Consider the following 12,792-nt stretch of genomic DNA (forward strand, 5'->3'; position numbering starts at 1 on the left):
AGCGGATCGTCCTGACACGCTGATTCTGTTTCACGGACTCGTGTTCGGCTGCGCCCGGTCGCGGACCCGGTCAATTGCGCAGAAGTCGCGGCCTCTCGGGCGCGTCCGGCGTCTGCGCCCGGTGCCGCAACAGATGGTCAGCGAGGACGCAGGCGACCATCGCCTCGCCAACCGGGACGGCGCGGATCCCGACGCACGGATCGTGCCTGCCCCTGGTGCTCACCTCGACCGACTGTCCGTGACGATCGACCGATCGGCGGGGCGAAAGTATCGAGCTCGTCGGTTTGACGGCGAACCGGGCCACCAGGGGCTGCCCGGTTGAAATGCCGCCAAGGATGCCGCCGGCATGGTTGGAATCGAAGGCGACTTCGTCACCCTCCATCCTCATCTCATCCGCATTGTCTTCGCCGCGCAGCGCGGCCGCGGCAAATCCGTCGCCGATCTCCACACCCTTGACCGCGTTGATGCCCATGAGAGCCCCGGCAATCTCGGCGTCGAGTTTGCCGTAAAGCGGTGCGCCGAGACCGGGCGGAACGCCGTCGGCGTGGATTTCGATGACGGCGCCGACCGACGACCCGGCCCGGCGCACCTCGTCAAGATAAGCCGCCCATTCGGCGGCCGCGACGGCGTCCGGACAGAAGAATGGATTTGCATCGATCGTATCCCAATCCCAGCGCGACCGATCGATGCCGTGCGGGCCGAGCTGCACGAGGGCACCGCGTATGCGCATGCCATCGCCGAGGACCTGCCGGGCGACCGCTCCTGCCGCCACGCGCATGGCCGTCTCGCGGGCCGAACTTCGGCCCCCGCCCCGATAATCGCGTATCCCATACTTGAGCGTGTAGGTCAGATCCGCGTGGCCCGGCCGAAAGCGATCAGCGATCTCGCCATAGTCCTTGGAGCGTTGGTCGGTATTGTCGATCAGCAGGGAAATCGGCGCACCGGTCGTCAGACCTTCAAACGTGCCGGACAATATCCGCACCGCGTCGGGCTCCCGCCGCTGCGTCGTAAACCGGGACTGTCCTGGCCGCCGCCGATCCAGATAGGGCTGGATGACGGCCTCACTCAGCGGCAGCCGCGGCGGGCACCCGTCGATGACGCAGCCGATCGACGGACCGTGACTTTCGCCCCATGTCGTCACGCGAAACAGGTGGCCGAATGTGTTGTGACTCACGTCCGGCCTCGCCGTGGCGGCCCGTTCATTCGGAGACGATCGCGATGTCGGGAGCCGCGGGATTCTTCATCCCGACGAGATGATAGCCGCAGTCGACGTAGTGGACCTCGCCCGTCACACCCGTGGCAAGATCCGACAGAAGGTACAGCGCCGCCCCGCCGACCTCTTCGATCGTGACGTTGCGCTGCATCGGTGCGTTGAGCTGATTCCAGCGAAGAATATACCGGAAATCACCGATTCCGCTGGCAGCCAAGGTCTTGATCGGGCCAGCGCTGATGGCGTTGACCCGGATGCGGTCGGCCCCGAGATCGGCCGCCAGATAGCGCACCGATGCCTCCAAAGCCGCCTTGGCGATGCCCATCACGTTGTAATGCGGCATCCAGCGCTCGGCGCCGAGATAGCTGAGCGTCAATAGACTGCCACCGTTGCGCATCATCGGCACCGCGCGCTGGCACACGGATACGAACGAGTAGCAGGAGATATCGACCGCCTGGAGAAAGGCCGCCCGTGGCGTATCGAGAAACCGCCCGCGGAGATACTGCTTGTCGGCAAAGCCGATGGCATGGACGAGAAAATCGAGACCGTCCCATCGCGCCGCGATCGATTCGAACGCCGCGTCGACGCTCGCGTCGTCCGCCACATCGCAGGGGAGCACGAGGTCGGAACCGATGGAGGCGGCGAGCGGCCGGACGCGCTTGCCGAGCGCGTCACCCTGATAGGTGAACGCGACTTCGGCGCCCTGGGCCGCGCATGCCGCGGCGATCCCCCAGGCGATTGAACGTTCGTTCGCCACCCCCATTACCAGCCCGCGCTTGCCTGCCATCAGGGAGCCGGTGGGAATCGAGGGCATCTCGGGCATCGCTGGGTCCGTCATTGGATAAGCCATGTGGTTCGCACGCGCCTCGACCCGGGACAAGCCCCGGCTGGCCGATCGACGCCCGCGACCCCATCCTATGGGGCAAGGAGACCGAAACCATGCCCGAAAGCCGTCCGCCGGCCACGACTGACTGGTCGGAACCGTTTGCCCGGTTCTCAGCCTGGCTCGACGAGGCTGTGACCGCCGAACCGAACGATGCCAACGCCATGACGCTGGCAACCGCGGCCCCGGACGGCCGCCCGTCGGCACGCATGGTGCTGTTGAAGGGACATGACGAACAGGGATTCGTCTTCTACACGAACCTCGAGAGCCGCAAGGGCCGGGAGCTCGCGGCAAATGCGCACGTGGCCCTGCTGTTTCACTGGAAGTCGCTGCGTCGGCAGGTGCGTATCGAAGGCCAGGTTGCGCCGGTCTCGGCCGCCGAGGCCGACGCCTACTACGCGTCCCGGCCCCGCCTGTCGCGCCTCGGCGCCTGGGCGTCCGACCAGTCGCGCCCCCTCGCCGCCCGCACCGAATTGGAAGACCGCGTCGAGGCCCTCGAACGGCAATACGCCGACGACGATATCCCTAGGCCGCCGCATTGGTCCGGCTACCGGGTCAGGCCGACGACGTTCGAGTTCTGGCGCGACATGCCATTCCGTTTGCACGAGCGGATCGTCTACCGGGCGGCCGCCGCGGGCTGGACCACGGAGATGCTGTACCCTTAAACATCCTTCGTGCCGATCCCAACCGCCCAGGCCGAGGTTGCGGCTTTCCTCAGCCAGCTAGCCGGCTCACCCCCCCTTGAGACAGCGGGTAGCCTCGTTTTCACCGGCAGTGATGACGTGCTCAAGCTGCGGAAGGCTATCAGCCGCCCGGTCGCCGACAGCCGCAGCCGCCGGTGGCGACGCGTGCAGGCCGACTACGAACTTGCCGTGAGCGCACCGCTGGCGCCGGGCCTTCACCACGACCTGCTGGCCATCGTACGGCGCTCCGACGGCGGTCTCGCGCTGGCCAGCGAGCCCTTGTCGCCGGACACCCCCGCGGTCGACTGGGCCCTCCGGATGACGCGCGTCGAGACGACCGACTTCGCTCGCGCCTGCGTGGACGCTGACGCGCTCGAGGGCCGCGCCGCCGACCTGCTCGCGGACCGAGTCTTCACCCTGCATCACCACCCGGCGACCCCGCCACAGACCGGGGGCGGATCGGAGACGGGCCGGATACTCGCCCTGACGACGGTCAAGGCCGCACTGGACGCCGGCTTCGCGCAGGCGGACGTTCAGGCCTGGGCCGGTACCGCGCTGATGCGGCTGGACGATGTCGGACGATTGCTGGACGAACGGACGGCTGCCGGCGCGCCCGTCGCGCGGCACGGCAATCTCCATCTCGGCAACATCTGTCGCTGGCAGCACGAGTGGACGCCGGTCGATGCGATCCCGCCGGACCCTCCGACGGGCGTGCCGGACGCCGTCTGGGACGTTGCCTCGCTACTGATCGAGCTGCACGCGGCCGGGCTCGACGGGCCGGCGAACCGGCTGTTTTCCCGCTACGTCGCCCGGACCGGCGACGCCGGTCTGGTTGCGCTGCTGCCTTTGTTCATGGGCATCCGAGGGTTGCTACGCGCGGCGGATCTGGCCACGGCCGATCCGACCGACGCCTCACGGCGGGCCCAGTTCTCGGCGGAGTGCCTTGATCGCGGACAAAGCGTCGTCGTGGCGGTCGGTGGCGTGCCCGGCGTGGGCAAGACGACCCTGGGACGCCGACTCGCCGTCGATCTTGGCCCGTTCCCGGGCGCGTTGCTCATGCGCTGGGACGACGTCCGCAAGCGCCTGCTCGGCCTTGTTCCCGAGGCGCCGTCGGACGGCGCCGGCCATGATCTCCCCGCCGTGACCCGGACGCGCGACGCGCTCGTCGGGCAGGTCCGCGCTGCGGCCCTGGCGGGCCGCAGCGTCGTCGTCGAGGCGCTGTTCCTCGATCCTACCGACCGGGCGGCGGTCGCCCGCGCCGCCGCCGAGGCCGGAGCGGCCTTCACCGGGCTCTGGCTCGATGCCCCGCTTCCGTTGATCACGGAGCGCCTGGAGGGCCGTGCCTATGATGCCTCGGAATCAACCGTCGAAAGCCTGAGGACTGCCAATCAGATCGATCCGGGCGTGTTCGATTGGCAGCGGCTCGACACCACCGACGCCGACGCCGCGCTGGCCGCCGCACAGGCCGCGCTGGCGGCGTACCGGCGGCGACCGGCGCGCCGCGCTCGCGCGCCCGGCGCCGTGTGATAAAACGCCGGCACCCGCTGCACGAGCGGGGCGGGAGGATCGCATGCCGATACGCAAGGTACTGCTGCCGTTGACGGGCACGGCCGCCGGGGCCGCCGCGCTCGGCACAGCCGCGCTGGTTGCCCGTCGCTGGGATGCCCACATCGCTGCCCTGCATGTGAGAATGGACAGCCGCGACGTCGCGCCCCTTGCCGGCGAGGGCCTGTCCGGCGCCATGATCGAGGACATGATGAGCGCCACGGAGCGCGAGAGCGGCAACCGCGCCCGCGCCATCCGCGCCCTGTTCGAGCAGGCCATGCAGGCAGAGCAAATCCCCGTCACGGACTTGACGCCCCCGGTGCGCCTGTCGGCGAGCTTTTCGACCACGTCCGGCCGCGAGGACGACCACGTGGCCCAGCAGGCACGGCTGGCCGACCTCACCATCGTGCCCCATCCGGACGCCGGCGAAGACGTGTCGTCATCGGATGCGCTGCATGCCGTATTGTTCGATAGCGGCCGGCCGGTGCTGATCGCGCCGCGCGCCGCCCCCGCCTCGGTCGGGGAGCGTGTCTGCATCGCCTGGAACGGGACGGCGGAAAGCGCGACCGCGGTCTTCGGTGCCCTGCCCTGGCTGCAACGCGCACAGGCCGTCCGTGTGCTGGCATCCGAGGACTACCAGCGGCGCGGGCCAGCGGCTGAGGAGCTACGGGTCTACCTCGCCCTGCACGGTATCCAGTCCGATATCCGGGTGTTCCGCTCCATTGACCGGGAGGTCGGCGCGGGATTGCTTGCCGCGGCACAGGATTTCGGCGCCGATCTGATGGCGATGGGCGCCTATTCCCACTCGCGCCTGCGCCAGTTGATCCTCGGCGGGGTGACGCGACATGTGCTGGAGCACGCGGCACTGCCCGTGATGATGAACCGCTGACCACGCGTGCACCAGACGCCGGGGCGCGCGACGAGACCGTCGCCGCCGCGCTGCGGGCGTATGTCAAGCTGCTGCGGGCCAGCAAGTCGGTGCTTGCCCGCGTCGAATCGCGCCTGCACGCCAGCAACCTGACGGCGACGCAGCTAGGCGTTCTGGAGGGCATTCTCCATCGCGGGCCGATGACACAGCGGGAACTGGGACGAAAGGTTCTGACGAGCGCCGGCAACATGACCGACGTGATCGACAAGCTGGAACGGCGGGGTCTGGTCCGCCGATCGCGCGACCCGTCCGACCGCCGCAGCGTGCAGGTCGATCTCACGGCGGAGGGGCGAACCCTGATCGAGTGCCTGTTCCCGCGCCATGCCGCCGACATCGCATTGGCCATGAGCGGGCTTGACCCCGCGGAGCTGGACGACCTCAGCCGTCTCCTGCGTAAACTTGGACACGCGGCGCAGGCAGGGCAGAGCTGACCCGGGGCGCGGCTTGCAACGCGGAAGGCAACCCCCCAATTCATCGCCGAATTGTTCGATAACGAACGAATAGGTGCAGTCATGATCCACGTGCAGCCCTTCAGCCGTCTTGGCCGCTTCACCAACGACTGGCTGAACGCCCGCCACCACTTCAGCTTCGGCAGCTATCACGACCCGCGCCGCATGGGCGTGGGCGGTCTTCGGGTCTGGAACGACGACGAGATCGCGCCGGGCACCGGCTTCGATCCGCATCCCCACCGCGACATGGAAATCATCACCTATGTCCGGGACGGCGCGATCACCCATCGCGACAACCTCGGCAACGAAGGTCGCACCGAAGCTGGCGACATCCAGGTCATGCATGCCGGCACGGGCATCGTTCATGCCGAATACAATCTGGAGCGGACGCCCACGCGGCTGTTCCAGATCTGGATCATGCCCAACCGCCAGGGTGTGGCACCCGGGTGGGGCACCAAGAGGTTCCCGCGTCAGGGCGCAGGCCTGGCGCTGCTCGCCAGCGGTCGCGAGAGCGACAAGACGGCGGACGCCCTCCCCCTGCATGCCGACGCGGCGCTCTACGCCGGCACGCTCAAGGCCGGCGAGACGGTGCGGTATGCGTTGGGGGCCGGCCGGGTCGCCTACCTGGTGCCGGCGAGCGGGCGCGTGACGGTCAACGAGGTGGCAGCCGGCACACGCGATGGCGTCGCCGTGGCCGGCGAACCCTTCGTCGACCTGGTCGCAGATGAAGAGGCCGAGATCGTCCTGGTGGACGTCGCCGAGTAAAAGCGACGCCCAGCCGGCAAACCAACTGGCGTCCTCCTCGGCGTGCGGGCAGTCTCTGCCGCTCACGCCGAGGAGCCGATCCAGCATGTCCGATCGTGGCCGTCTGACCCGGACCGCCAAACGCCACCATTTTGCCCTGGCGCTCGCGACCGCCGCGCTGTCCGCTGGCGCATCCTGGCCGGCCTATGCCGACCCGCCCTCTGCCGCGGACCTGCAGGCGTCGCTGCGGCAATGGTTCGCGCAGGTGATGGGCACGGAGAAAGCTGCTCCCCCCGCCCTGGCCGTCAACAAGGACGGGGACGCTTACCGGATTGTGGTGCCGGTGCCCGGGCTCACGCCGGGCGTGACCGGCGACGCGGCGGGGCTGACCGCCAAGGTACACCCGCTCGACGGCGGCCGGTGGGCGATCGACGGCATGACGCTGCCGAGCCCGAGTACCATCACCATCAAGCCGCCGCCGGGCGGCCTCAAGGATGGCGGGCTTGGGCTGATGCGGCTGCGCATAGGCCAGCAGACCGCGACGGGCGTCTTCGATCCGAGCTATGCGACCGGGAGCCGGCTCGATGCGACGCTCGACAACGTGCACACCGACGTGACGGCCAACGGGCTCCGGCAGACCCAGGATTATGCCGACTACATCATGCACATGTCACTGAGCCCGCATCCGGCGGCGACCGCTCAGGCGCCGGCTACCCTCGATGCCGCGGAGAGCGCGGCGATCCATGGCCTTCATGTGACGTCCAGCGGCCTCGCGACATTCGACGCCGTGGCCGACACGGTCGAATTGGCAGGCACCGCGACGGACGTCGATCCGAACCGGGTCGGCGCCGTATTTGCGGCGACATTCCGCTATGCTGCGGCGATCATGTCGGGCGGGTCCGCCCGTCCGGGCCAACCCCTGCCGATCGACCGCACGACCCTGCGTTCGATGGTAGCCGCGCTGGCCGGTCTGGCCGGGCAGGTCGAAATCAAGGAATCTCTCAGCAACCTAAAGGTCATTGCCGGTGGCTCGACGGTATCGCTGGGGCACGCGGAATTCGGGATGGGTGGAGCAAGCAAGGCCGGCCTCCTGACCACGTATCTCGACTTCGCGGTCGATCGCCTCGGCGCTTCGAACGCCCCGCCGTCGATCCGTGCCTACCTGCCGCGCCACCTGCATATCCATCCGACGCTCAGCGGGGTCGGAACGGCCGAGGTCATCGCGCTGCTGCATGCGGCCCTAGCGCCGGACACGCAGCAAAACCTGATGGGTGCGGCGGTGCTCGGCCTGTTCGCGCATGGCGGCATCAAGATCGGACTGGATGACCTTGCGATCGATCTCGGCGACTCCAGCCTCACCGCGTCCGGCTCGGTCGACGTACCGGCGCCGGTCCCTGCCGTCGTCTCGGGGAAAGCCGAGGTCGTCGCGCGCCAGCTGGACACCCTGATCGGTCATCTCCAGTCCGACCCGCAGGCGGCCCAGATTATCGGCGTGTTGATGATGGCCAAGGCGCTCGGACGCAGCGATGGCGACCGGGTGATCTGGGACATTGCGTATCACGGAGGGGCCGTCCAGGTGAACGGCCATACCGTCTATCCTCCCGAGGCGCAGGATGGCGGCCCCGCCGGCGACCCCGGGGGCGCGGTGCACCAATAGGCGCGGTGCGCGGCGTCAGTCCGCTGACAGGCGATAGATCGTGACCTCGCGTTCGACCCGGTCCTCGAGCTCGAGCGTGGTCGGCACGCGATAGGCGGCGAGCGGTCGCAACCCGGTTGCCGGCAGATAGGCGCGACCGGGATCGGCGACCCACACATCCGCCCGGCGCGCCAGCCGGCGCAACCAGGGCAGGATATGGCCGGTCATCGGGCCCTCGTAGCAGACGTCGCCGCAGACGATCAGGTCCCACGCGCCGTCCTGACCGACCACGTCGCCGGGGGTCGCGCGCAGTTCGACCCCGTTCCGGAGCGCGTTGAGGCGGATCGCCGCGCAGGCGACCGGATCGATCTCCGCCGCCTCGACCACGGCGGCGCCTGCCAGCGCGCAGGCAATGGCCGCGATGCCGCCGCCCGCCGCGAAGTCCAGGACCCGCCGACCCACCACCGTCTCCGGATGATCGAGGACATGCCGCGCGAGCGCCTGCCCGCCGGGCCAGGCGAATGCCCAGAAGGGCGGCGCGAGGCCCCGCTGGTCGAGCCAATCCTCGGTCGCCTGCCAGATCGGGGTTATCTCCGCCGCCGTATGCAACTCGAGCTCCGGCACCAGTGACGGTCGAGCCGGTATGGTGTGGTCGCGTATGAAGGCGTCGATCCGCGCCGGATCGGGCAGTTCACCCAAGCGTGCGGCCGATCAGGATCGCGGCGGCCACCAGCAGCCCAATCTCCCGATGGCCGCGGAACAGCGCGAGACACCGGGCCGGGTCGTGAATGTCGAGCACCCACACCTGCCGCGCCAGCAGCAACGCGACCGGGAGAAGCGCCGGATAGTACCATCCGGACAGGCCCGCCGCGACACCGGTCGACACCAGCGCCACCACCATGAGGGCGAAGACTACAGCCAGGAAGGTCGACGTGTGCCGGCCGAACAGACGGGCGGTGGAGCGCACCCCGATCACCGCATCATCCTCACGGTCCTGGTGCGCGTAGATCGTATCGAAGCCGAGGTCCCAGAGGATCGCCGCCAGATAGAGCGTCACCCAGGCCGGATCGACCCGCCCGGCTGCTGCAGCATAGCCCATCGGGGCGCCGTACCCAAAGGTGAAGCCCATCACCAGCTGCGGCCACCAGGTGACCCGCTTCGCGAGCGGATACAGACCGACCAGCAGTAGCGACGCGACGCCGAGTACCTGCGCCAGCCACCCGAGCTGCAGCAGGATTACCAGGCCGATCGCCAGCAATAGCCCCAGGAACGCCAGGGCCTGCCGGGTGCTCAGCAGGCCGGCGGCGAGGGGGCGGCCGGCCGTCCTGGCAACCTTTCGGTCGATGTCACGGTCCCAAAGATCATTGACCACGCAACCCGCAGCCCGCATCACCACGCTACCCACGGCGAAGAGCACGACCAGACGCGCCGAAGCGCGCGGGTCCGCGGCGCCCAGGAGGATGCCCCAGAGGCCGGGGAGGAACAGCAGCCAGACGCCGATCGGGCGGTCGAGCCGCGCCAGCAGCGCATAGGGCCGCCATGCCGGCGGCAGACGGGCAACCCAGCCTCCGGCCCGGATATCCGTATGCCGCGGCGAACCGCCCTGTTCCGGCATGGCTCCAGCGTTCATGGCTGCTACCTTCCCCGCCGCCATGACCACGTCAATACGCCTCCATGTCCGGGCACCGCTCGCCGCCGGCGCCGCCGTGGACTGCGGCACCGCCCAGTCCCGATACCTGCGCACCGTCATGCGCCGGAGCACGGGCGATGCCGTGTTGCTGTTCAACGGCGAGGACGGGGAGTGGCAGGCCACGATCGAGACCGCGGCACGGGACAGCATGCGTCTGATTTGCCGGCGCCGGACACGGCCGCAGGACGTGGCACCCGATGTCTGGCTGGCTTTCGCGCTTCTCAAGCGCGACGCGACCGACCTCGCGGTGCGCCAGGCGACGGAACTGGGCGTCGCCCGCATCATGCCGGTGCTGACCGATCACGGCCAGGCGGCCAGGGTGAACACCGATCGCCTGCTCGCCATCATCATCGAGGCCGCCGAACAGAGCGAGCGTCTCACGCTGCCGGCACTCAGCCCGCCGGTGACGCTGACGGACCTCCTCGCCGCGTGGCCAGGCGACCGTCAATTGCTTGCGGCCATCGAGCGGCTGGGTTCGCGCGCGCTGCCAGCAATGGTCGGCCCTCCGTGTGGGCTGCTGGTCGGACCGGAGGGCGGCTTTTCTGCCAGGGAGCGGGCGCAGCTCCTGCGGCACCCGGCGGTCAGGGCTTTGTCGCTGGGATCATGCGTGTTACGCGCCGAGACGGCGATCGTGGCGGGGTTGGCGCAGCTGCTATGCTCCGGCACGGACGACGGCACGGCCGCGCCCCTCCCGTCATCGGCCGGCGATCGCTAAATATCCCGTCATCTCGCCGACCCACATAGCCGGAAAAAGCATGTCCAACCCCGGGGAAGCGGACCAGACGCCGATTACGTCTGTCCGACAGCTTGCTGACTACATTGCCGAGGGCTGCAAGTCGCCGAGCGACTTCCGCATCGGGACGGAGCACGAAAAGTTCGGATTCCGGCTCGCCGATCTTCAGGCACCGCCGTACGCCGCGCCGGACAGTGACGCCACCGTCCTGGCGCTGCTGCGACTGTTGCGCGACCGCCACGATGGGGCGTCGATCGACGATGCGGGGCAGATGATTGGCCTGCGCATGCCGATGCCGACAGGCCCGACGTCGATTTCCCTGGAGCCCGCGGGGCAACTGGAGCTGTCGGGAGCACCGCTCGAGACGCTGCACGAGACGGACGCGGAATTACGGACCCATCTCGAGCAGGTCCACGACGCCGCGACGCAGCTTCAGCTGGGATACGCCCCGCTCGGTTTCCACCCGCTGGCCCGGCGGGACGACATGCCGTGGATGCCCAAGGGACGATACGCGATCATGCGGCGCTATATGCCGAAGGTCGGGGGCCTGGGCCTCGACATGATGACCCGTACCTGTACGGTCCAGGTCAACCTCGACTACTCCTCGGAGCGCGACATGGCCCGTAAATTGCGGGTTTCGCTTGCGCTGCAGCCTCTTGCGACCGCCCTGTTCGCCAACTCGCCGTTCACCGAGGGGCGGCCGAACGGATACCTGTCGTATCGGGCGGAAGTCTGGACCGACACCGATCCGCATCGGTCGGGAATACCGCGTCTGATGCTCGACCCCGGTTTCGGGTTCGTCCGGTATGTCGAATGGCTGCTCGACGCAGTACCTATGTATTTCATATATCGAGACGGTCGGTACATCGACCTTGCGGGCGCGTCGTTCCGGGCCTTCATGGACGGACGCCTGCCGCAAGCCGAGGGACACGCCGCCACGCTTGGTGATTTTGCCGATCACATGACGACGGCATTTACCGACGTGCGGTTGAAAAAGTTCCTTGAAATGCGCGGGGCAGATGCTGGCAGTCCTGCTATGATGTTGGCCCAATCAGCGCTCTGGGTTGGTCTGCTCTATGACGACGCGGCGCTGGCCGCCGCTGAATCGCTCATCGCAGGCGTGACTTGGGAAAATCTCCTGATCGCGCGCGCGGCTGTTCCGCGGCAAGGTCTTGAGGCTAAACTTATCGTGACCAAAGCCGAGCTTCCGTTGCGGAGCTTGGTTGCTGATGTCGTGGCGATTGCACGCGACGGCTTACGAGCCCGGGCAAAGCAGGCCCCGGAGGGGGTCGATGAAACTACCTATTTACGTCCGCTTGAAGAGATCGCTGACGGGGCGCCAACGCAGGCTGAACGATGGCTCGATCGCTACCATAACGTGTGGGGCGGAGACGTGCAGCGTATTTTCTCTGAGACAACAGTATAATACTGGCTTGCATTTGCCCCCGCTCGTCCGCCACTCTTGTGCTCCAGACAGTTACCGGCACAGGTGCGATCTGCTATGAGTGCTAACACCGGTTTACGCGTTCACGGCGAGATTAACGCCGAAGATACGACAGCCAGGACGCCCGCGCTCAAACTGCGCTTGATCGGGCAGATGGAAGCTTGGGCCGCCAACGGCCTGCGCGTGCTTCCGGCCGGCCGTAAGACCCGGGCGCTGCTCGCCGTGATCGCGCTGTCCGCCCCCCGCCCCGCCTTGCGTGGCCGTCTCGCCGAGATGCTGTGGAGCCGCCGGCCCGAGGAACAAGCCCGCGCCTCGTTGCGCCAGGAAATCCACCGTCTTCACGAGGCGCTTCTGCCGACCGGCGTCGAAGTCCTGACGATCAATCGCGATCACCTTACGCTTCGTTCGAACGTCGTCTGGGTGGACGTCGACGCGGTCATGCGCGCGACGACCAGCGATCCCACTTCGCTGTCGTTGCTGGAGGGCGATCTGCTGGAGGATCTCGACGGGATCGATCCGGCGTTCGATTCCTGGCTTGCGGCCGAGCGTGAGCGTCTTCGCGATCGGGCCCGGAAACTCGCGGAGGATCTGCTCCGCGAGCAGACCGACCCGGAGGCCACAATCCCGGCGGCCCAACGGCTGCTGACCATCGACCGCGCCCATGAAGGCGCGTGGCGGGCGCTGATGCGGGCACATGCGGCACGCGGTGAGCGGGGAATGGCCATACAGGCCTATGAGCGGTGTCGCGCCGTGCTCTCCGACCTTCTGGATGCGGCCCCGTCGGCCGAGACGCAGCGGCTGCTGGCCGAGATCCGCGGACCTGCCGGCCGCCCCATGCCCGGCCGAC

At 68.3% G+C, this 12,792-nt stretch carries 13 protein-coding genes; 9 read left to right on the top strand and 4 right to left on the bottom strand.

What is annotated here, in order from left to right:
- Nucleotides 1-70: 70 nt before the first annotated feature.
- Both aroC and fabI read right to left on the bottom strand, forming a co-directional pair.
- Nucleotides 71-1,174: a chorismate synthase gene (gene aroC / locus B8460_RS05405; RefSeq protein ID WP_048860556.1), complete on the bottom strand. Its 1,104-nt coding sequence runs from the start codon at nucleotides 1,172-1,174 to the stop codon at nucleotides 71-73.
- Nucleotides 1,175-1,199: 25 nt separating this feature from the next.
- Nucleotides 1,200-2,033, bottom strand: coding sequence for an enoyl-ACP reductase FabI (gene fabI / locus B8460_RS05410; RefSeq protein ID WP_277813929.1), 834 nt, complete (start codon nucleotides 2,031-2,033; stop codon nucleotides 1,200-1,202).
- Nucleotides 2,034-2,149: 116 nt separating this feature from the next.
- Here fabI and pdxH point away from each other — a divergent pair, with 116 nt between their 5' ends.
- The 6 genes from pdxH to B8460_RS05440 all read left to right on the top strand — a co-directional run bounded on the left by pdxH (nucleotide 2,150) and on the right by B8460_RS05440 (nucleotide 8,099).
- Nucleotides 2,150-2,758 (top strand): pyridoxamine 5'-phosphate oxidase, encoded by a 609-nt coding sequence (gene pdxH / locus B8460_RS05415; protein ID WP_048860557.1) that lies wholly within the window; start codon nucleotides 2,150-2,152, stop codon nucleotides 2,756-2,758.
- Between the two features lie 117 nt (nucleotides 2,759-2,875).
- Nucleotides 2,876-4,303 (top strand): bifunctional aminoglycoside phosphotransferase/ATP-binding protein, encoded by a 1,428-nt coding sequence (locus tag B8460_RS05420; RefSeq protein ID WP_048860558.1) that lies wholly within the window; start codon nucleotides 2,876-2,878, stop codon nucleotides 4,301-4,303.
- Between the two features lie 43 nt (nucleotides 4,304-4,346).
- Nucleotides 4,347-5,210 (top strand): universal stress protein, encoded by an 864-nt coding sequence (locus tag B8460_RS05425; RefSeq protein WP_048860559.1) that lies wholly within the window; start codon nucleotides 4,347-4,349, stop codon nucleotides 5,208-5,210.
- A gap of 89 nt (nucleotides 5,211-5,299) precedes the next feature.
- Nucleotides 5,300-5,680 carry a MarR family winged helix-turn-helix transcriptional regulator gene (locus B8460_RS05430; RefSeq protein ID WP_241771117.1) on the top strand — a complete coding sequence of 127 codons (381 nt, stop codon included), beginning with the start codon at nucleotides 5,300-5,302 and terminating at the stop codon, nucleotides 5,678-5,680.
- An 81-nt stretch (nucleotides 5,681-5,761) separates the two neighbouring features.
- Nucleotides 5,762-6,463, top strand: a complete 702-nt coding sequence (locus tag B8460_RS05435; RefSeq protein ID WP_048860561.1) for a pirin family protein — start codon at nucleotides 5,762-5,764, stop codon at nucleotides 6,461-6,463.
- A gap of 85 nt (nucleotides 6,464-6,548) precedes the next feature.
- Nucleotides 6,549-8,099, top strand: a complete 1,551-nt coding sequence (locus tag B8460_RS05440) for a YdgA family protein (protein ID WP_048860562.1) — start codon at nucleotides 6,549-6,551, stop codon at nucleotides 8,097-8,099.
- Between the two features lie 15 nt (nucleotides 8,100-8,114).
- On the opposite strand, the gene B8460_RS05445 is transcribed toward B8460_RS05440, so the two are convergent.
- Entirely contained in the window at nucleotides 8,115-8,768 is a 654-nt protein-coding gene (locus B8460_RS05445) for a class I SAM-dependent methyltransferase (RefSeq protein ID WP_048860569.1), read from the bottom strand.
- Between the two features lies 1 nt (nucleotide 8,769).
- A complete protein-coding gene (gene ubiA, locus B8460_RS05450; protein ID WP_048860563.1) occupies nucleotides 8,770-9,693 on the bottom strand; it encodes a 4-hydroxybenzoate octaprenyltransferase in 924 nt (307 codons plus the stop codon).
- A gap of 37 nt (nucleotides 9,694-9,730) precedes the next feature.
- Here ubiA and B8460_RS05455 point away from each other — a divergent pair, with 37 nt between their 5' ends.
- The 3 genes from B8460_RS05455 to B8460_RS05465 all read left to right on the top strand — a co-directional run.
- Complete coding sequence (locus tag B8460_RS05455; protein WP_084623259.1) at nucleotides 9,731-10,483, top strand: 16S rRNA (uracil(1498)-N(3))-methyltransferase; 753 nt, start codon at nucleotides 9,731-9,733, stop codon at nucleotides 10,481-10,483.
- Between the two features lie 40 nt (nucleotides 10,484-10,523).
- The gene (locus B8460_RS05460; RefSeq protein WP_048860564.1) at nucleotides 10,524-11,927 is read left to right on the top strand and encodes a glutamate--cysteine ligase; all 1,404 of its coding nucleotides are present in this window, start codon (nucleotides 10,524-10,526) and stop codon (nucleotides 11,925-11,927) included.
- Nucleotides 11,928-12,002: 75 nt separating this feature from the next.
- Nucleotides 12,003-12,792: AfsR/SARP family transcriptional regulator (locus B8460_RS05465; protein WP_277813930.1), on the top strand; the 790-nt coding region annotated here is incomplete at its 3' end.

The sequence above is a fragment of the Acidisphaera rubrifaciens HS-AP3 genome, from assembly GCF_000964365.1.
GTDB lineage: Bacteria > Pseudomonadota > Alphaproteobacteria > Acetobacterales > Acetobacteraceae > Acidisphaera > Acidisphaera rubrifaciens.

Bases quoted from the DNA above. Each gene is read 5' to 3' on its own strand.
- B8460_RS05455 (WP_084623259.1), top strand. From the start codon at position 9,731: ATGACCACGTCAATACGCCTCCATGTCCGGGCACCGCTCGCCGCCGGC.
- B8460_RS05460 (WP_048860564.1), top strand. From the start codon at position 10,524: ATGTCCAACCCCGGGGAAGCGGACCAGACGCCGATTACGTCTGTCCGA.
- B8460_RS05440 (WP_048860562.1), top strand. From the start codon at position 6,549: ATGTCCGATCGTGGCCGTCTGACCCGGACCGCCAAACGCCACCATTTT.
- fabI (WP_277813929.1), bottom strand. From the start codon at position 2,033: ATGCCCGAGATGCCCTCGATTCCCACCGGCTCCCTGATGGCAGGCAAG.
- B8460_RS05425 (WP_048860559.1), top strand. From the start codon at position 4,347: ATGCCGATACGCAAGGTACTGCTGCCGTTGACGGGCACGGCCGCCGGG.
- B8460_RS05435 (WP_048860561.1), top strand. From the start codon at position 5,762: ATGATCCACGTGCAGCCCTTCAGCCGTCTTGGCCGCTTCACCAACGAC.
- pdxH (WP_048860557.1), top strand. From the start codon at position 2,150: ATGCCCGAAAGCCGTCCGCCGGCCACGACTGACTGGTCGGAACCGTTT.
- ubiA (WP_048860563.1), bottom strand. From the start codon at position 9,693: ATGCCGGAACAGGGCGGTTCGCCGCGGCATACGGATATCCGGGCCGGA.